The 18,422-nt window shown below is 43.4% G+C and carries 17 protein-coding genes; 11 read left to right on the top strand and 6 right to left on the bottom strand.

Going from position 1 to position 18,422, the window contains the following annotated elements:
- Positions 1–89 precede the first annotated feature (89 nt).
- The 7 genes from ACWIUE_RS04455 to ACWIUE_RS04425 are packed head-to-tail and all read left to right on the top strand — an operon-like array spanning position 90 to position 7,896.
- The gene (locus tag ACWIUE_RS04455; protein ID WP_454135245.1) at positions 90–3,437 is read left to right on the top strand and encodes a DNA translocase FtsK; all 3,348 of its coding nucleotides are present in this window, start codon (positions 90–92) and stop codon (positions 3,435–3,437) included.
- A 45-nt stretch (positions 3,438–3,482) separates the two neighbouring features.
- Entirely contained in the window at positions 3,483–4,406 is a 924-nt protein-coding gene (locus tag ACWIUE_RS04450; RefSeq protein WP_454135243.1) for a branched-chain amino acid transaminase, read from the top strand.
- Positions 4,407–4,419: 13 nt separating this feature from the next.
- Positions 4,420–5,541, top strand: a complete 1,122-nt coding sequence (locus ACWIUE_RS04445) for an SPFH domain-containing protein (RefSeq protein ID WP_454135241.1) — start codon at positions 4,420–4,422, stop codon at positions 5,539–5,541.
- A 21-nt stretch (positions 5,542–5,562) separates the two neighbouring features.
- Positions 5,563–6,519, top strand: a complete 957-nt coding sequence (gene hisIE, locus ACWIUE_RS04440) for a bifunctional phosphoribosyl-AMP cyclohydrolase/phosphoribosyl-ATP diphosphatase HisIE (protein WP_454135240.1) — start codon at positions 5,563–5,565, stop codon at positions 6,517–6,519.
- A 14-nt stretch (positions 6,520–6,533) separates the two neighbouring features.
- Positions 6,534–6,992, top strand: a complete 459-nt coding sequence (locus ACWIUE_RS04435; RefSeq protein WP_454135238.1) for a DUF2393 family protein — start codon at positions 6,534–6,536, stop codon at positions 6,990–6,992.
- Positions 6,992–7,300, top strand: coding sequence for a hypothetical protein (locus ACWIUE_RS04430; protein ID WP_454135237.1), 309 nt, complete (start codon positions 6,992–6,994; stop codon positions 7,298–7,300). Before ACWIUE_RS04435 ends, ACWIUE_RS04430 begins: the two co-directional genes overlap by 1 nt.
- Positions 7,246–7,896, top strand: a complete 651-nt coding sequence (locus tag ACWIUE_RS04425) for a metal-dependent hydrolase (RefSeq protein WP_454135235.1) — start codon at positions 7,246–7,248, stop codon at positions 7,894–7,896. The genes ACWIUE_RS04430 and ACWIUE_RS04425 overlap by 55 nt, the downstream gene beginning before the upstream one ends.
- Positions 7,897–8,012: 116 nt before the next feature.
- Here ACWIUE_RS04425 and ACWIUE_RS04420 read toward each other — a convergent pair whose 3' ends face one another.
- Entirely contained in the window at positions 8,013–8,168 is a 156-nt protein-coding gene (locus ACWIUE_RS04420) for a hypothetical protein (RefSeq protein WP_454135233.1), read from the bottom strand.
- On the opposite strand from ACWIUE_RS04420, the gene ACWIUE_RS04415 reads away from it, so the two are divergent.
- Positions 8,152–9,978 carry a glucosyltransferase domain-containing protein gene (locus ACWIUE_RS04415; RefSeq protein ID WP_454135231.1) on the top strand — a complete coding sequence of 609 codons (1,827 nt, stop codon included), beginning with the start codon at positions 8,152–8,154 and terminating at the stop codon, positions 9,976–9,978. The two genes, ACWIUE_RS04420 and ACWIUE_RS04415, sit on opposite strands and share 17 nt — an antisense overlap.
- A gap of 95 nt (positions 9,979–10,073) precedes the next feature.
- On the opposite strand, the gene gltS is transcribed toward ACWIUE_RS04415, so the two are convergent.
- Both gltS and ilvD read right to left on the bottom strand, forming a co-directional pair.
- Complete coding sequence (gene gltS, locus ACWIUE_RS04410; protein ID WP_454135230.1) at positions 10,074–11,288, bottom strand: sodium/glutamate symporter; 1,215 nt, start codon at positions 11,286–11,288, stop codon at positions 10,074–10,076.
- Positions 11,289–11,502: 214 nt separating this feature from the next.
- Positions 11,503–13,203, bottom strand: coding sequence for a dihydroxy-acid dehydratase (ilvD, locus tag ACWIUE_RS04405; RefSeq protein WP_454135228.1), 1,701 nt, complete (start codon positions 13,201–13,203; stop codon positions 11,503–11,505).
- Positions 13,204–13,417: 214 nt separating this feature from the next.
- Here ilvD and nrfH point away from each other — a divergent pair, with 214 nt between their 5' ends.
- Genes nrfH through ACWIUE_RS04390 form a run of 3 tightly spaced genes read left to right on the top strand, consistent with a single transcriptional unit; the run spans position 13,418 to position 15,916 of the window.
- Complete coding sequence (nrfH, locus tag ACWIUE_RS04400) at positions 13,418–13,903, top strand: cytochrome c nitrite reductase small subunit (protein ID WP_454135226.1); 486 nt, start codon at positions 13,418–13,420, stop codon at positions 13,901–13,903.
- 18 nt (positions 13,904–13,921) lie between these two features.
- Complete coding sequence (locus ACWIUE_RS04395) at positions 13,922–15,742, top strand: ammonia-forming cytochrome c nitrite reductase subunit c552 (protein ID WP_454135224.1); 1,821 nt, start codon at positions 13,922–13,924, stop codon at positions 15,740–15,742.
- Positions 15,743–15,916 carry a hypothetical protein gene (locus ACWIUE_RS04390; protein ID WP_454135222.1) on the top strand — a complete coding sequence of 58 codons (174 nt, stop codon included), beginning with the start codon at positions 15,743–15,745 and terminating at the stop codon, positions 15,914–15,916. It begins immediately after the preceding gene.
- A gap of 40 nt (positions 15,917–15,956) precedes the next feature.
- Here the strand turns inward: ACWIUE_RS04390 and ACWIUE_RS04385 are convergent, their stop codons facing one another.
- The 3 genes from ACWIUE_RS04385 to gpmI all read right to left on the bottom strand — a co-directional run bounded on the left by ACWIUE_RS04385 (position 15,957) and on the right by gpmI (position 18,412).
- Entirely contained in the window at positions 15,957–16,124 is a 168-nt protein-coding gene (locus tag ACWIUE_RS04385; RefSeq protein WP_454135220.1) for a hypothetical protein, read from the bottom strand.
- A gap of 415 nt (positions 16,125–16,539) precedes the next feature.
- Positions 16,540–16,701: a hypothetical protein gene (locus tag ACWIUE_RS04380; protein ID WP_454135219.1), complete on the bottom strand. Its 162-nt coding sequence runs from the start codon at positions 16,699–16,701 to the stop codon at positions 16,540–16,542.
- A gap of 235 nt (positions 16,702–16,936) precedes the next feature.
- Positions 16,937–18,412: a 2,3-bisphosphoglycerate-independent phosphoglycerate mutase gene (gene gpmI / locus ACWIUE_RS04375; protein WP_454135217.1), complete on the bottom strand. Its 1,476-nt coding sequence runs from the start codon at positions 18,410–18,412 to the stop codon at positions 16,937–16,939.
- Positions 18,413–18,422: the final 10 nt, after the last annotated feature.

Genomic DNA, 18,422 nt, shown 5'->3' with positions numbered 1-18,422 from the left:
AAATCCCTCCAAAAAACGATAATTTTAACATAAAAAAAATTATATGCTATAATTCGCGATAATTTTTTATCAATTTTGGAAAATATGAAATGGAATTAGAAGAGCGAATAAAACTAATAAAACAAAGCATTGAAAGTCCCGAAGCACGCGAGCAAGAGACTTTCCGTCCTGCAAATAAACCCGCGAATAAAAAAATAAACGAAAATAGTCCCATAATCAAGCGACTGCGCGAGGACGAGGAACGCGCGAGATTGCGGAATTTGAGCGATGATGAGTTGATTGAGAGAGAGTTTGCAGATGAGGCGGAGGCGAAACGCGCGCATTTGGCGGACAATATCGAAAATGTGAAAGAATATATAGAGCAAAATCAAACGCCCCAAAGCAGGAATTTATCGGCAGATTCTGCGTTAGATTCTGCGAATGATTTTAGCGCAGAATCTAAAAGCGAATTTGCAGTGGAAATCAATGAAATTCCCAAGCGAGTGCCACTGCCAAAGCGAGACTTTGCGCAAGAAACTCAAATCGAAAAAACTCAAATCGCAGAGACGCAAATCGCAGAATCTAGTGCGAAATCAAATGTAGATTCTGCGAATTTCGTGCGAGATTCTGCTTTGCAAAATCGTGGCAATCCAAACCTTGAATATTCCCCCTCCACTGCGGAGGATTCGCGCAAAATGTCCCCCTCCCTTGCGGAGGATTCGCGCAAAATGTCCCCCTCCCTTGCGGAGGGGGATTTAGGGGGTGGGTTTAATTCCCCCAAAGATTCTGCGAATTTCGTAGATTCTGCGATGGAAAATGCGATGGATTCTGCGAAAATACACGATTTTGCTTCGCAATCTACGCCACTTCGCACTTTGTATTCTACGCAAAATCCCGTGCCAAAAGTCGATTTAAGCAACCTTCATATCGCAGAATCTGAACCGCAAAATTTCGCAGAATCTGTGAAAATCGCAGAATCTGCCCCAAAAAATACCGATTTTAAATTCGCCCACTCCACCGCGCCAAACGCCACTCCAAATATCATTAGCAACCTCGCGCAAAGCAATAATGAAATCATCTACACGCCAAATGCCGACTACACGCAGAATTTCGATGATGGACGGACGCACAGCATCGAGATTGTCGATAAAATCGATAATTACGACATTGAATTTCCCAAGATTAAGGCACTTTACGATGATATTTTGGGCGATAATAATATCATTGACGCCACAGAGGACATTGATGAGTTGAATGAAATCAATAACTCCCTAACACGCGCACAAAAGAAACTCGAAGAGCGACTAAAAATCGCAAAAATGCGTCAAAATTTAGGCGACATAAAATCCATCACGCCAATTAAGTCAAATGCGGATTTTGAGCGAGATTTGGCGCAAAATGTTACTGAAACGCAGAATCTAGGGCAAAATGTTGTCGAAACGCAGAATCTAGGGCAAAATGTTGTCGAAACGCAGAATCTTAATATTTCGCAGAATCTAGGGCAAAATTTTGCTGAAATAAACGCAGAATCTGCGGTAGATTCTGCGGAAAAATCCTCCCTTTACCTTGCGGAGAATACCCCACCCCAAACCCCTCCCGCAAGGGGAGGGGCTTTCTCTATGTCCCCCTCCCGTGCGGAGGGGGATTTAGGGGGTGGGTTTAATGCCCCAAAAGATTCTGCGATTTTCGTGCGAGATTCTGCGAAAATGGTGGATTCTGCGAATTTATCAAATGCAGATTCTGCGCCAAATATTGCCATTGTGAAAAATGCGAATTTCACGCAAGAAGCGACTGATTTTACCCCGCCCATCTTGCAAGATAGCGTCATCTCGCGCAATTTTGCCGAAATAAACGCAGAATCTACGCCAAAATTTATGGAAACGCAGAATCCACCGCAAAATCAAACGGATGAAGTTGAGGCAAAAGATGAGTTTGGCGATGATTTCTTTGACTTTGCGACAAACGCAGAATCTGCGGTAGATGTTAATGATTCGCAGAATCTTTCGCAAAATCAAACGCGAGATTCTGCGGATTTATCAAACGCAGATTCTGCGATAAGAGATGGATTTCAAATGCCACCGCTAGACTTACTCGCCCCGCCACTCGCGCAAAAAATCGACATTGATGATAGCGAGATTGACATAAAAGTCCAAAATCTTTTCAACAAACTGCGCGTTTTTAAGATTGAGGGCGATATTGTGCGCACTTATAGCGGTCCTGTGGTTACGACTTTTGAGTTTCGCCCCGCGCCAAATGTGAAGGTTTCGCGCATTCAAAACCTGCAAGATGACTTGTCGATGGCATTAAAGGCGACAAGCATTCGCATTCAAGCCCCGATACCGGGCAAAGATGTAGTTGGCATTGAGATTCCAAATAATAAAATTCAGACAATTTATCTGCGTGAGATATTTGAGAGCGATGAATATCGCAACGCAACCGCAAATCTCCCCATAGCACTTGGTAAAGATGTGATTGGCAATCCTGTGATTGAGGATTTGGCGAAGTTGCCACATTTGTTAATCGCTGGGACTACGGGCAGTGGGAAAAGTGTCGGCATAAATGCGATGATTTTATCGCTTCTTTATCGCCACACGCCAAAGGATTTGCGTTTCATTATGATTGACCCAAAATTCCTTGAATTTGGGCTTTACAAGGACATTCCGCATTTGCTAACGCCTATAATCACCGACCCAAAAAAGGCGATTATTGCTTTAAGCAAGGCGGTTGAAGAGATGAATCGCCGCTATGAGCTAATGGATAAGGCAAAGGTTAAGACGATTGTAGGCTACAATGAAGTTGCAGAGGCAAATGGCGAAGAAAAACTGCCCTATATTGTCATAATCATCGATGAATTTGCGGATTTGATGATAATGGGAGGGCGCGAGGCAGAGCAGTTTTTGATTTCACTAGCTGGCAAAGCCCGTGCTAGTGGGATTCACCTAATAATCGCCACTCAACGCCCAACGGTGAATGTCGTAACGGGGCTAATCAAAGGCAATTTGCCATCCAAAATCAGCTATCGCGTGGGTTCAAAGATTGATTCAAAGGTGATTTTAGATGAGACGGGCGCGGAGGCATTGCTGGGACGGGGCGATTTGCTCTTTTCAAAGACAAATAATATCGTGCGATTACACGCGCCATACAATGATGAGAGAGAAATTGAGCGCATTGTAGAGTTTTTAAAGGCGCAACAAGAAGTGCAATACGATGAATTTTTCTCATTAGAGCAAAAAGAGCCTGTTGGTGCGCCACAACCTACGCAAATAAGCAGTGAGGGCGATTACAAAGAACGCGCCAAAGAAATCATTTTGCAAAGTGGCAAAACCTCCATTAGCTACCTGCAAAGGGGGCTTGGCGTAGGATTCAACAAGGCTGCAAGTATCATCGAATCGCTAGAAAAAGATGGATTTTTGTCGCCCCCAAATAGCAAGGGCGTTAGAGAAATTATAGGCAATTAAGGCATATTTCGCTAAAATCGCAAAATTTTAAAAACGGAGTAAAAAATGGAAGAATCAAAATTTATTTGGAGTGATGGCAAATTGGTTGAGTGGGAAAAAGCCACCACGCATTTGCTTACACATAGTTTGCATTATGGAAACGCCGCATTTGAGGGCGTTAGAGCATATAGGACAGATAAGGGACTAGCGATTTTTAGGCTAGATTGCCACACAAAACGGCTTCTAGATTCTGCAAAAATCTTGCTACTAAATACGCCTTATGACTTTGAAACCACCAAAAACGCGCATATTGAAGTGCTTCGCGCAAACAAAGATTGCTTTAAGGACAATGTCTATATTCGTCCGCTCATTTACTTGGGATACGGCGTTATGGGGATTTATCATAAAAAATGCCCTGTAAATATGATGATTGCCGCGTGGAATTGGGGCGCGTATTTGGGCGAAGAGGGCATTGAAAATGGGATTCGCGTGAAAACTAGCTCCTTTGTGCGAAACTCTATCAAATCGCTGATGGGCAAAGCAAAGGCGTCCGCAAACTACCTAAACTCGCAAATGGCGAAGTTTGAGGCGGTTGAATGTGGCTTTGATGAAGCCCTAATGTTAGATGACAATGGATTCGTAGCTGAGGGCACAGGTGAGTGCGTGTTTATCGTTAGAGATGGTGAGCTAATCACCCCGCCACACGACAATTCATTAGAATCAATCACCCAAGATTCAGTAGTGCGAATCGCCAAAGATTTGGGCTACAAAGTCGTTGAGCGCAGAATCACACGCGATGAATTTTATATCGCTGATGAGGCATTTCTCACAGGGACAGCAGCGGAGATTACGCCGATTCGCGAGTTAGATTTTAGGCAAATCGGCAGTGGTAAGCGTGGCAAAATCACAAAAGACTTGCAAAACGCATTTTTTGAAGTCGCACAAGGCAAAAACGCCAAGTATGCGGACTTTTTGACTTATATTGATTAACAAAGGAGAAATTATGCCTATTGACTTAAACGAACATTTAAAGCGCAAAAACGCAAATAATAACAAGCCAAACAATAACGGCGGAGGCGACAAAAATAATGGTGGCGATAAGGATTCGCCAAACAATCCATTCAAACCGCCAAAAATCAATATGCCTGAAATGCCAAATGGCAAGACGCTTACAGGAATTATCGTGGTGGTGGTGCTTGTGTTTATCTTTATCATCGCAAAGCCATTTGTCATTGTTAGCTCGGGGCAAGTGGGGATTAAATCCACTGCGGGAAAATATGACTTTACGCCACTTCAAGCGGGACTGCATTTCTTTATCCCGTGGATTCAAAATGTCATAATTGTCGATACGCGCGTGCTGAAAATCGACTTTTCACGCACGGAGAGTGCCGCTATAAACCGCGAACAGGGCATTTTACGCAATGATGCAATAAGCGTAATGGATAGTCGCGGGCTAACGGTCTCAATCGAGCTAACCGTCCAATATCAGCTAAACGCCACCACTGCGCCACAAACGATTGCCGAGTATGGCTTATCGTGGGAGCAAAAAATCATAAACCCTGTTGTGCTTGATGTCGTGCGAAGCGTGATAGGACGCTACACAGCGGAAGAATTACCCGTAAAGCGCAATGATATCGCAAATCTAATCAGCACAAATATCGAAACCGAAATTATGAAGTTTAAAAATCAGCCCGTGCGACTTGATTCTGTGCAGTTGCGTGAAATCGTGTTGCCACAAAATATAAGAGAGCAAATCGAAAAAGTCCAAGTCGCAAGGCAGGAAGCCGAGCGCAAACGCTATGAAGTCGAGCAAGCAAAAATGGAGGCAGAAAAAGCCGTTACTTTGGCAAAAGGGGAGGCAGATGTCAATCGCACAAAGGCGCAAGGTGCGGCAGATGCCATCACGATTGAAGCACAAGCGCAAAGCAAGGCAAACCGCGCAATCGGCGCAAGTCTCACAAATCAACTGCTAAACTTGCGCCAAATCGAAACACAAGCGAAGTTTAACGAAGCACTGCGCGAAAATACAAACGCACAGATATTTTTAACACCCGGCGGTGCTGTGCCAAATATTTGGGTGGATTCTAAAAGCAAACAGCGAAGCACGGCGGCAAGTGGCGAGTAGATTCTGCGATAAAGGCGTAAAATGGGCGAATCTAGCGAAGTAGATTTTGAGCGCGAATCTAGCGCGAAAATCGAAACGATTTTAGGCAAAATCGCGTGGGATAAATCGCCACTAATCCCCACAATCGCGCAAGATTCTGCGAGTAAAGAAGTGCTAATGCTTGCATATAGCAATGCCGAATCGTTGAAATTATCGCTACAAAAAGGCATAGCACATTATTTTTCGCGCTCCAAAAATCGCCTTTGGCAAAAGGGCGAAGAGTCTGGCAATACGCAAAAAATTAGCGAAATTTACATTGATTGCGATAATGATGCGATTTTGTTTTGCGTAAATCAAAAGGGATTCGCCTGTCATACGGGCAATGTCAGCTGCTTTTTTAAAAAAGTGGATTTGGAGAATTTGGCACTTAAAGTCGCGGAATCGCAGAATATAGCGCAGAATCCCTATCATATCATCGATAATCTCTATCACGCTTTGCAAGAGCGCAAGTTTGAATCGCCTGAAAAATCCTACACTGCGAAACTTTACGCCAAAGGACAAAATGCGATTTGCAAAAAAATCATCGAAGAGAGTGGCGAAGTATGCTTTGCGATAAAGGATTTTTTGCGCGAATCAAAAAATACCCCACCCCTAACCCATCCCGCAAGGGGAGGGGAACAAGATGATTTATCATCTCAAATACTAGGCGACACCACACTTTCTGCCTCCCTTGCGGAGGGCGAAAATCAATCTCTCCCCCTCCCTTGCGGAGGGGGACAAAGGGGGTGGGTAAATTCACACGAATCTACAAGCACTTCAAAACCAAATCTCCCCCAAACTCCCGCGCAATCCGTCATTTACGAATCCGCAGATTTGATTTATCACTTGCTAGTGGGATTAAGCTATTGCGATATATCGCCAAATCGCGTGATGGACGAGCTAAAACGGCGATTTGGCACAAGCGGAATCGATGAAAAAAACAGCCGACAAAATCGCTAAAAAAGGCACTCATCGTGGGATTTGAGCTACCACAAGTAGGGTTTTGGGATTTTTTTGTAGGAATCGCACTATTTTTTGCCTTTATCGTCATTTTAATGCTTGGATTTTTGTTGCGTGGCGGGGCAAAATGGGCGATTTTTGGGCTATGCGTTTTGCTATTTTTCGCGCTACCATTTTTTAATATTCTCATTTTGGATAACTTTATCAACAAAGTTGCATTCGCCGATAGCTCGAAAAAACTCGTCTATATTGACAGCTTTTATTTGCACGGCACACTAAAAAATGTCGGTAAAACCGCGCTAAAAAAATGCCACTTCAATCTCTATGTAAAAAACAAATTCCCGCTAAACCCCGACTATAAAGTCATCGTTAGCGATTTGGACTTAAAAGTGGGCGCGGAGGCAGAGATTGAGCGCACAATCGATAATTTTAAAGATGAATCTGTAAAAGAGATAAAAATCAGGTGCTTTTAGTGAAATTTTGGCGCGAATCTAACGCAAAATGCGCAAATATAAAATCTCCCCCTCCCTTGCGGAGATTAACCACACCCCAACCCCTCCCGCAAGGGGAGGGGCTTTTTTATTCTCCCCCTCCCAAATGCGAGCGGGGGATTAAGGGGGTGGGTTGTCCGTCATTGCGAGATTTTGCGATAGATTCTGCGAATCTCTACCAAAATCGCAGAATCTGTGAAATTTTGTCATTGCGAGATTTTGCGACAGCAAAATCGTGGCAATCTATAAATTTACGATATTTAGGCGATTCAAAGGCGATATTTTGCTAGCCAAAAGCCACATTTCGCTAGGACTAATTGGCGGTGTTTGCGCCTATCCACTCGCACAAAAATGTGGCATCGCAAAAGAATTTTATCTAACCCTTTTGCTCCCACTAATCTTGCTAGGCTCACTTTTGCCAGATATTGATGAGCCAAAAAGCTTCATCGGCAGGAAGTTTCCGCTAATCTCGCGGATTTTTAGCATTAGTTTTTCGCATAGGGGATTTACGCATTTTTTGATTTTTCCGCTGATTTTTGTGGTGGTGGGCGCGGTTTTGGCGCACGAAATTATCACGCCTTGCTTTTTTGCGCTAAGTTATGGGATTTTTTTGCACCAAATAGGCGATATGATGACAATTAGTGGAATCCCACATTATTTTTTCCCCATTTCGCGCAAAAAAGCCGTGCTGTTGCCACAATTTTTGCGTTTTCGCACGGGGAGCATTGCTGAGAAAATCATCTTAATTTGTATCCTAACGCCACTAATCGCACTCTCTTCGGTTTTTGTCTTTGGCGATTCGCCTGATATTTCGCAAATCCAAAACTTGCAGAATCTAAAAGCAATAAAGCGATTTTTAAAGCATATAGGCGACTTTGCGCTTTAAAGCAAAATAATTTTAGTTTCACAAGCGCAATTTTTTGCTATAATTCGCACTTTAAAATCTCAAAAGGACACAAAATGAAAAATCCACTAACACACTCTTGGGGGGGGGCGCAAAGGTTATAAGCCAAATCCATCTTTTATAAAATCTCCGCTAAAAGTCATATTTTGCGTTTTAAGTGCCGTCGCATTTTTGGGTATCGCATTTGCATTTGTGCTAAATTTATCCACAAAGAGCGAGATTTTTAAGGCGGATTTGGTGCTAAAAAACGCCACAAAAAATGGCGAAATTTTCTCATATCATTTCATCATAAACGCGCCAAAATTCGCCCCCTTGCTTCGCTCAAAGCGCATTTCAAGTGTGGAGATTCTGCGATTTTCGTGGAGTGCGGAAATCGCAGGTAAAACGCAGAATCTCCGCACGAAAAACATTAGAATTTGGGTAGATTCTACGCAGGATTTAAAAAAACTCACGCAAAACGCAGAATCTATCGGCGTTGTCGAATATAAAATCAGCTTTAATCCGCTTATAAAAAGCATTGCGAAGTATTATGTTGCGATTTTATCGCTAATGGCATTTGCGATATTTTTTTCGCACACTTCGCAGTGCAAAGGGCAAATTCGAGATTTTCTCGCTACGCCTAATTTTAAAAATATTTTTATATTTGGATTTTTGCTATATTTTATCGCGCTATTTGCGCTACTGCGGGGCGATGTTTATTATATCGATGATTGGGGGCGCAGTCTTTGGGGAAGTGATTGGAATTATTTTTCTAGATTTATGGCGACATTTTTGGCGCAAACGCTAGGAATTGGCTCGATTTTGGATATTTCGCCTATTTATCAGCTGATTGGCATTGCGCTAATGGTGCTTTCGTCTATGATGATTTTGTATGCTTTGGATGGCGCGAAAAAATTTAGCTATTTTGGGATGATGGCATTGCTGCCACTAGGGCTTAGTCCGTATTTTTTGGAAAATATGAGCTATAAGTTTGACGCACTAAATATGTCTTTTGCGGTTTTTTGTGCGTGCTTGCCATTTATATTTAGAAAGCATACTTTGCCATTTTGCATTATTGGGGTTGCAAGTCTTTTGCTTATGCTTTGCTCATATCAGTCGGCAAATAGCGTGTATATATTATTGGCGTTATTTATCGCGTTTAATGGCGTTGTGCGGGGCGATATGAGCGTCAAAGAAGCTGTCAAATTTCTGCTTTTAAGTGCTGTGATTTTGATTACCTCTGCGGGTATTTACAAGGTTTTTGTAGTAAGAGAAGTGGATGACTATGTAAGTAGCTCTATGTTGCCATTAAAAGAATTGCATATTGGACTAATAAAAAATCTAAGCCATTATTTTCGCATATTACATAGCGATTTTATACAAGGTGCGTCAATCTTTTTTATTTTTGTGTGCATTGTTTGCGTAGCTTTTATCATCGCTATACTTGCAAATAAAAAAAGTGTGTGGTATTTTTTGGCTACTATGTTATTTTTAATCGTTTGTTTATGTTTGTCGTATGGATTATATTTGGCATTGGCAAAGCCATTATTTGTGCCACGCGCTTTTAATGGTATCGGCGCATTTGTGGCGTTGCTGCTTTTAAGCGCGTTTATATTACCCAAATCCACTGCACTAAAAAATCTCTCCAAAATCTGCATAATATTGCTTGGATATATCTGCATCGCCTTTGCAAACGCCTATGGAAACGCACTAGCCAAACAGCAAGAATGGATGGCATTTAGGGCAAATCTCGCGCTTAATGATTTGCTAAAAGTGGGATTAGATTCTAACAAAGCGATGGTTTTTATCAAAGGCAATATAGGCTATGCGCCTGTGGCAAAAAGGCTTGTAGAGCGGCACAAAGTCGCTAGTAGGATTATCCCGATACTGATGACGGAGGGATGGGGGTGGAATCAAAGCGCGTTTTGGCATTTAAAATCCCCGTATAAAATCGAATATGACATAAAAAAATGCAAAAATTTTAGCGACAAAAAAAGCCCAAAAATTCTGTTAGATAACGAATATCACACGATATCAAATGTTGATTTTTGCGTGTTTTTAACGCTTAAAACGGGTGATAAATAGTATTTTGCAATCTAAAAGCTATTAGATTCTGCGAAATTTGTGCTTTTTTTATGTGCTTTTTATGCCACAGATTCTACGATTCGCAGAATCTTGCCCTAAAAAAATACGCTAAGCACCCCTTGAATCACAAGTGCGTTGATGATATCGATGAAAAACGCCCCAACAAGCGGGACGATAATAAATGCAATGTGACTAGGTCCATAATGCGAAGTGACCGTTTGCATATTTACCATAGCCGTTGGTGTCGCGCCCAAGCCAAATCCGCAGTGTCCCGCCGCCAAAACCGCCGCATCATAGTCCCTCCCGCAGAATCTAAATGTGACAAATATCGCCCACGCAATCATCATCGCCGTTTGCAGTCCTAAAATCACAAGCATCGGCAGTGCGAGCGCGACTAGCTCCCATAGATTTATCGTCATCATCGCAAACGCCAAGAATAGCGACAAGCTCACGTTGCCAATCACCGCGACTTCTCTATCAAAAACCTGATGGATTTTTAGCGCACTTAAAATATTTCGCAACACAACCCCGCAAAATAGGCAATAAACAAAAGTCGGTAGATTTAGCCCCGCAATGTAGGACTTTTCTAATCCCTTCAAAAGTGTGCCGACAAGCAAGCAAATCGCAATCAAAGCAAGCGATTCAACAAAACTCTCCGCTGTGATTAGTCGCTCTTTTGTAGGGGCTTCAAAGCCGTGCGGGTCGTCATTATTATGCTCTTTGCCGGGCGTTTTGAGCTTGTAGTGCTTTACCAAAAATCGCGCCACAGGACCGCCGATTAGTCCGCCCATCACAAGTCCAAAAGTCGCACACGCCATCGCCACTTCTGTCGCCGCGCTAAAATTATGCGGTGCTGCCTTGAAAACATCCGCCCACGCCGCGCCCGTGCCGTGTCCGCCTGTCATCGTGATAGAGCCGCCAAGTAGCCCAATTAGCGGATTTACGCCCATTGCGGTGGCTGCGCCTATGCCTACGAGATTTTGCAAGATTAGTAATCCGCACACAAAAAAGAGAAACACGCCTAGCAACTTGCCCCCTTTTTTAAGCGAAGCAAAGTCCGCGCTTAACCCCACAGATGTGAAAAACGCAAGCATTAGCGGGTCTTTTAACGAGCTATCAAACTTCAACTCCGTCCCCAAAAATTTATACACACACAAAATTAACAACGCCGCGATAATCCCGCCCACCACAGGTTCGGGGATATTGTAGTCGCTTAATGCTTTGACTTTGCTAATGATAAATCGCCCCAAAATCAGCACGATTACCATACACACGAGCGTTGAGTAGAAATTAAATTCGATTGCATTCATCTTTTGTCCTTTTTGTTGAGATTTTGCTAGATTCGGCGCGAAATTGAGTGCTGTTCGCAGAATCTAGCGCGATTTTTGGATTTTGCCATTTATTGATATTTTAAGTCAAATATTTTTTAGCGATTAGCAGAATCTATGCGTGGATTTTGCAATAAAGTGGCAGATTCTGCGAATTTTTTGCGATTCACAGAATCTAAAATCGCACCTAAAAAATTCACCCTCCAAGTCCCTCCAAATCCAGCACTGCGCCATTTGCAGCGTTGCTAACCATCTTTGCATATCGTCTTAGCCACCTTGAATCTATCGCCTTTTGAATCGGCTTCCACGCCCTTTTTCGCGCTTCAATGATTGCAGAATCTACTAGCAAATCCACGCTCCCATTTGCCACAGATATGCGAATCTTATCGCCATCCTCCACAAGCGCGATTAGTCCGCCCTCCGCCGCTTCGGGGCTTATATGCCCGATACACGCGCCCCGTGTCGCCCCGCTAAATCGCCCATCGGTGATGAGTGCGACAGATTCGCCAAGTCCCATTCCCATAATTAGACTTGTGGGGGAGAGCATTTCTTGCATACCGGGTCCGCCCTTTGGTCCTTCATAGCGCAAGACTACGACATCCCCTGCCTTTACTTTGCCCCCTGAAATGCCCTTTATCGCTTCATCTTGCGAGTTGAAAACCACCGCTTTGCCTTCGAACTCTTTCATAGATTCTGCGATGGCGGCGACTTTTAGCACCGCGCCTTGCGTTGCCAAGTTGCCAAACATTATTTTTAATCCGCCCACCTGCGAGTAGGCATTTTCGTTGCGGTGAATTATGTTTGTATCTAAAATCTCCGCGCCCTTTATGCGCTCACCCAAACTCTCGCCTGTGATTGTAAGTGCGTGCGTGCGTAAAATATCGCCCCGCCTTGCCACTTCGCTCATCACGGCATTCACGCCACCTGCGCGATGTATATCCTCTATGTGAATCGTCTCTATCGCAGGGGCGATTTTAGCGATGTGCGCGACTTTTGAAGCGATTTCGTTAATATTTCGCAAGTCAAATTTCACCCCAGCCTCCCTTGCGATGGCAAGGATATGCAAAATCGTATTTGTGCTCCCGCCCATCGCCATATCCACGACAAATGCGTTATGGACGGCGTTTTCGTTTATAATGTTTCGAATCTTAAATGCTTCACACTTCGCAGAATCTAGCGCGATTTCGCAAATCCGCCGTGCTGCCTTGCGTAAGAGCTCTTCGCGCTCTTTTGTGAGTGCTAAAATCGTCCCATTGCCACTTAATGCGATGCCCATCGCTTCGCACAGCGTATTCATCGAGTTTGCAGTAAACATACCGCTACAACTGCCCCCGCTAGGACACGCCTTGCACTCGATTTCATAAAGTTCGGCGTCTTTGATTTTGCCACTTGCATATTCGCCAACCGCCTCAAATACGGAGTTTAGATTGATTGCTCGCCCTGAATCTAACTTGCCTGATTTCATCGGTCCGCCACTTACAAAGATTGTCGGCACATTCACACGAAGCGCGCCCATAAGCATACCGGGCACGATTTTATCGCAGTTTGGTAGGCAAATCATCGCATCAAGCGCGTGGGCATTCATCATCGTCTCAATGCTATCGGCGATTATCTCGCGACTTGGGAGCGAGTAGAGCATACCGCTATGCCCCATCGCTATGCCATCATCAACGCCGATTGTGTTAAATTCAAAGGGCACACAGCCATTTTTGCGGATTTCATCTTTTACTATTTTGCCGTATTCATTTAAGAAAAAATGCCCCGGGATTATGTCAATATAGCTATTTGCAACGCCGATAAATGGCTTCTCAAAGTCGCTTTCACTAACGCCACACGCTCTTAGCAAGGCACGATTACCCGCGCGGAGATATCCTTTTTTAATAATGTCGCTTCTCATTTTCTATCCTTTTGAAATATTTTGTGTGTGAAATTATAGTGGATTTTGCGGGTAGATTCGGCGAATTTGTGAAAAAAATCGCGATTCGCAGAATCTAAATAAATTTTCTTAATAAAATCTCCATTTTTTTTGATTTAAGTCAAATTTTTTGTTTTCAAAGTGTGCTAAAATCGCCCCGCATTTTTGCAAATTTTTTAAAAATTAGGGGGAGTTTTTGAAAAATCATAATGACAAAAGTCCCATTCTCACACTTGCGGTTATTATCGCCATTGGATTTGTCTTTGGAGCGGGGGCATTCACATTTTGGTATGCGAATGGCGCGTCATATTTTAGCGATGATTCAAGTGCGTGTAATAATTGTCACGTGATGAATGAGGTTTATAAGGATTGGAGCGTTGGTAGCCATAAAAACCACGCTTCGTGCAGTGATTGTCATATCCCTAGTGGCTTTGTTGCAAAGTGGAGTATGAAAGCCCAAAGTGGCTTTAATCACGCTTATGCCTTCACTTTGAAGGACTTGCCGACACATTTCACGCCTACCAAAAAGACAAAAGTCATAGTGCAGGATAATTGTATCCGCTGCCACGCGTCTTTGGCTAGTAATGTCGTGAATCCGACTACGGCAAAAGTCCATAATTATGACAATGCGCTTAGTTGTGTTTCGTGCCACAAGAATGTTGGGCATTTGAGAAATTTCTAAAATTAAGGGAGAATAAAGATGAAAAAATCTTACACTTTACCAGCGGTGCTGGTGATTGCGGTGATTATCGGTGTGGCGTTGGTAATGCTAGCTTCTAGCATTGGCGGGAAAAAGGCGGAGGAATTGGCGGTGGCGCAAAAAGGCGTTGTAGAGATTAGCGATGATAATCCTACATTTGACTTTTGGGGCAAAAACTATCCTGATTATTTGGATATGTATTTGATTGTCGAAAAAGAAAAGCCCAAAGATACGACATTTGGGGGAAATTTGGCGTATAGCAAGCTCATTCGCTATCCGCAGCTAACGCAACTTTGGGCGGGGTATCCATTTAGCATTGACGCAAACGAAGAGCGGGGGCACTTTTGGATTCAAGTCGATCAAATGGATACAGCGCGAAACAACAAAGACTTCTTAAACGCGCACGGATTTGCGGGATTTGGCGGACAGCCTACGGCGTGTATGAACTGCCACAGCGGATGGTCGCCTTGGCTTCTCAAAAATACCGCAAAGGGCGATTGGGTAGCGTTTAACTCGACAAAATATTGGACTATGATTAAAACTATCCCAGCGGTAAATGGCATAGCTGAAAATAGCGTTGAGCATAGCGGACCGCACGGAGGCAAGCGAATGGGCGTAACCTGCGCAGACTGCCACAATCCTAGCGATATGACTTTGCGAATCAGCCGTCAAGCGTTGATAAACTCACTTGTGCTTCGTGGCTATGAAAAAGACGCAGTGCAAGGCGTAAAAGCCGATAGAAACGAAATGAGAACGCTAGTGTGCGCACAATGCCACGTAGAGTATTATTTCAAACCCACAGGGACAAAAGTCAAAGTTATGGGCGAATCAATCGCACAAGATTCAAGCAAAAAATGGTGGAATGGCACTCAAAAAACCTACGATGAGTTTGATTCGTGGAGAGATGGCAACAAACCTACCGAAATCGAAGTCGATGGATTGGAGCTAATCTATCCTTGGAGCGCGTGGGAAAAGGGCAAACCATTTAGAATCGAAATGTTTGATACCCACTATGACAAAGCGCGAAATTTGGAAGGTGGCAAGGCGTTTAAATTCGATTGGTCACACAAAATCACCAAAGCACCTATGCTAAAAATCCAGCACCCCGAATATGAAATGTATAGCGGAAGTATCCACGCTGCAAATGGCGTATCGTGCGCGGATTGCCATATGCCTTACATTCGCAAAGGCGCAAAAAAGGTTACACAGCACAACATAACTTCGCCTTTGTTTGATGTAAATAGCGCGTGTAAAACTTGCCACAATCAAAGCGAGGAATACCTAAAAGCGCAGATTAGCGACATTCAAAAATCTGTGGCGTTTGACTTGCGAAGTGCGGAATATGCGACAGTTAGCCTAATTTGGGATATTAAGAAAATCCGCGATGAGTTAGGCAAACAAGGCAAAAACGATGAGCAAATCAATGCGATTTTGAAAGATGTGCTTGAATTGCATAGAAGAGGACAAATGAGAGGCGACTTCGTGGGTGCGGAAAACTCAACAGGTTTCCACAATCCACGCGAAGCTAGTAGAATGCTACTTCAAGCAGTCGAAATGGCGCGTCAAGGGCAAACAGAGCTTGCGCTCATCGCAAAACAATACAATATCGCTTACAAACCAAGCGAGGCGACTTTTGAAGAGATTCAAAAGCTAAATCCGGGCGATATTCGCTATAAAGTCGATGTCAATGGCAAAAAAGCGGGAACTCGCTACTATGAGCACGCCGAAATCAACGGCAATCCACCAAAAAGCGCATTAGAGTTTGATAAAAACAATAAACCATACAATTATCAAAAGATTGATGGAAAGATTGTAAAATAGGTGCTAATCGCAGAATCTAGCGGAGATTCTGCGATTTTATTTTGTCATTTTGAGCGTAGCGCGAAGTGCGAAGCGGAATCTCTATTTAGATTCTGCGAAAATTTTGGGGATTCTGCGAAAATCTTAAATTGTCATATTGAGACTTTGAAAAAGTCGAAATATCTCAAAAATTAAAAGAGATTCTGCGAGTTTAAGGCGAGATTCTGCGAAATTATCACAAAAAAACGCAGAATCTAAAATTGCAGAATCTAGCGCAAAATCCGTCATTGCGAGGCGATTTATCGCCGAAGCAATCCACACCTTGTGTTATTTCGAGATTCTGCAAAAATGCTTCATTTTCCGTCATTGCGAGATTTTGCATAGCAAAATCGTGGCAATCCATAGAATTAAATAAAGAAACTTTGGCTTTGCCTTGTTTTACAAGTGAAACGAAGCAGTAATCTAAAACATTGTCATTTTGAGTGAGTGAAATGAGCGAAAAATCTCTTTTTAGATTCTGCGAAATTTACTTGAAACGCAGAATCTACGCCCTTTTTTCGTCATTGCGAGATTTTGCGTAGCAAAATCGTGGCAATCCATTAGGGAGAATCTGCGTTTTAGGCGAATTACTTACTTGCAATAAATCTGCATTGATTTGCTTTTGGGCTATCGATTCGTGATTTTTATTAGATTCTGCGATTCTGCGAATCTACCGCCAAACCTCACTTTAAAATCCCTTATTTTTTCGCAAAAGGGCTGCACCCCCCCTCCCCGACTTCATTTAAATTGTGTTCCCAAAAAGCAGCCGCTTTTCGCTTTTAGGGGGAGAGCCTCGCTTTTCCGCTTCTAGCAAAAAAATCGGCGGTTGCACTACTGCAACCTTCAATCCGATTTTTTGCACCACGAAGCGGGCGAGTTTTGGGTGCTTCGCACGGATTATTTTTATCATTTTTGCTATCGCAAAAATTTTGGATTGCCACGATTTGCTTCGCAAATCTCGCAATGACGAAGTGGTGGCAGATTCTGCGATTTAGATTGTCGCAAATTGCTTCACAATTATTACAAGCTAGATTCTGCGAATCGCAGAATCTCGCATAAAATTGCAGAATCTATATTAAAATCGCAGAATCTAAAAAATTTTAAACAATTCAAATGATTACCCAAAACAAGCGATAGTGCAGTTTATCTAAAACACAAATTACCAAAACGCAAAGCCTAAAATAGCGGTTCTGACATAACTTTCGGGGCTTCCAATCCCATCAACTTCAACACGCTCGGTGCGACATTGTTTAGTCCGCCATCTTTCACGCGCGAAACGCTTTTATCCACCACAAAGCACCACACGAATCCCACCGTGTGATTTGTGAGAATTTTGCCATTTTCATCTTTCATTTTTTCGCAATTCCCGTGGTCGCTTGTGATAATCACCGCGTAATCCTCGCACTTTGCGCACTCCAAAATCCGCCCTAGCTCTCTATCCACCGCCTCCACAGCCTTTATACACGCTTCATAATTGCCCGTATGCCCCACCATATCGCCATTTGCAAAATTTACCACGATAAAATCGCTCTTATTTTTCATAGCATTTAGCACCGCATCGCACACCGCCTCCGCGCTCATCTCTGGCTGTAAATCATAGGTTTTGACTTTTGGCGATGGGATTAGCACGCGATTTTCGCCACGCAACGCTTCCTCGCGCCCACCATTGAAAAAGAAAGTTACGTGGGCGTATTTCTCCGTCTCTGCGATGTGGGATTGCGTGAGATTATTTTCACTAATGATTTGCGCCAAAGTTTCATTCACATTTTCTTTTGGGAATAGCACAGGATAGGGGAATTTCGCGTCATACTCGCACATACAAAGGATTTTTATGTCCTTTTTTGTCCGCTCAAACTCGCTAAAATTAGATTCACCCATTGCGCGGATAATCTCCCTCGCTCTGTCGCTACGAAAATTTGTAAAGATAAAGCCCTCGCCGTCCTTAATCCCGCTAAACTCGCCAAAACTAGCGGGGTTTATAAATTCGTCCGTTATGTTTTGTTTGAATTGCGAATCGATATATTGCAACGGCGTTAGATTCGCGCCATTTGCGCCATTTGCGATAGTGTCATAAGCCACTTTTACACGCTCCCAGCGATTATCCCTATCCATTGCGTAGAATCGCCCACAGATTGTGGCAAGTTTCACGCTTTTAGATTCGGCACTCAAAATCTGCTCTATAAATTTTGGGGCAGAGAGTGGCGGAATGTCGCGCCCATCGGTGATTGCGTGAATCCATACTTTTTTGCCCATCGCTTCTAAGATTCGCGCTAGTCCTAGCAAATGCGAAATATGCGAATGCACCCCGCCATCACTTGCTAATCCGCACAAATGCACCACGCTCAAATCTTTGACAAAGTCTAATAATGTCGCATTTTGCGCTAATTCGCCTAAATCTAATGCGCGTGTGATTTTTACCAAATCCTGATACAGCACCCGCCCCGCGCCCATACACATATGCCCCACTTCGCTATTGCCCATTTGTCCCTGTGGTAGCCCGATTTCCTCGCCAAAAGAGCACAGCATAGAATACGGCGCATTTTTAAAAAGCCAATCATAAGTGGGCTTTTTTGCGTTTGCAAAGGCGTTCCACTCGGGTGATTCGTTATATCCTATGCCGTCTGTGATTACTAAAACTACTTTTTTTTGCATTTTTAATCCT

The sequence above is a fragment of the Helicobacter sp. 23-1045 genome (assembly GCF_053654655.1).
Note: the sequence above shows the minus strand (reverse complement) of the source record. Positions and strands in the feature narration are given on the sequence as shown.

Coding starts and splice junctions, on each gene's coding strand:
- ACWIUE_RS04455 (WP_454135245.1), top strand. CDS start 90: ATGGAATTAGAAGAGCGAATAAAACTAATAAAACAAAGCATTGAAAGT.
- ACWIUE_RS04450 (WP_454135243.1), top strand. CDS start 3,483: ATGGAAGAATCAAAATTTATTTGGAGTGATGGCAAATTGGTTGAGTGG.
- ACWIUE_RS04445 (WP_454135241.1), top strand. CDS start 4,420: ATGCCTATTGACTTAAACGAACATTTAAAGCGCAAAAACGCAAATAAT.
- hisIE (WP_454135240.1), top strand. CDS start 5,563: ATGGGCGAATCTAGCGAAGTAGATTTTGAGCGCGAATCTAGCGCGAAA.
- gltS (WP_454135230.1), bottom strand. CDS start 11,288: ATGAATGCAATCGAATTTAATTTCTACTCAACGCTCGTGTGTATGGTA.
- ilvD (WP_454135228.1), bottom strand. CDS start 13,203: ATGAGAAGCGACATTATTAAAAAAGGATATCTCCGCGCGGGTAATCGT.
- ACWIUE_RS04395 (WP_454135224.1), top strand. CDS start 13,922: ATGAAAAAATCTTACACTTTACCAGCGGTGCTGGTGATTGCGGTGATT.
- ACWIUE_RS04385 (WP_454135220.1), bottom strand. CDS start 16,124: ATGGATTGCCACGATTTTGCTATGCAAAATCTCGCAATGACGGAAAAT.
- gpmI (WP_454135217.1), bottom strand. CDS start 18,412: ATGCAAAAAAAAGTAGTTTTAGTAATCACAGACGGCATAGGATATAAC.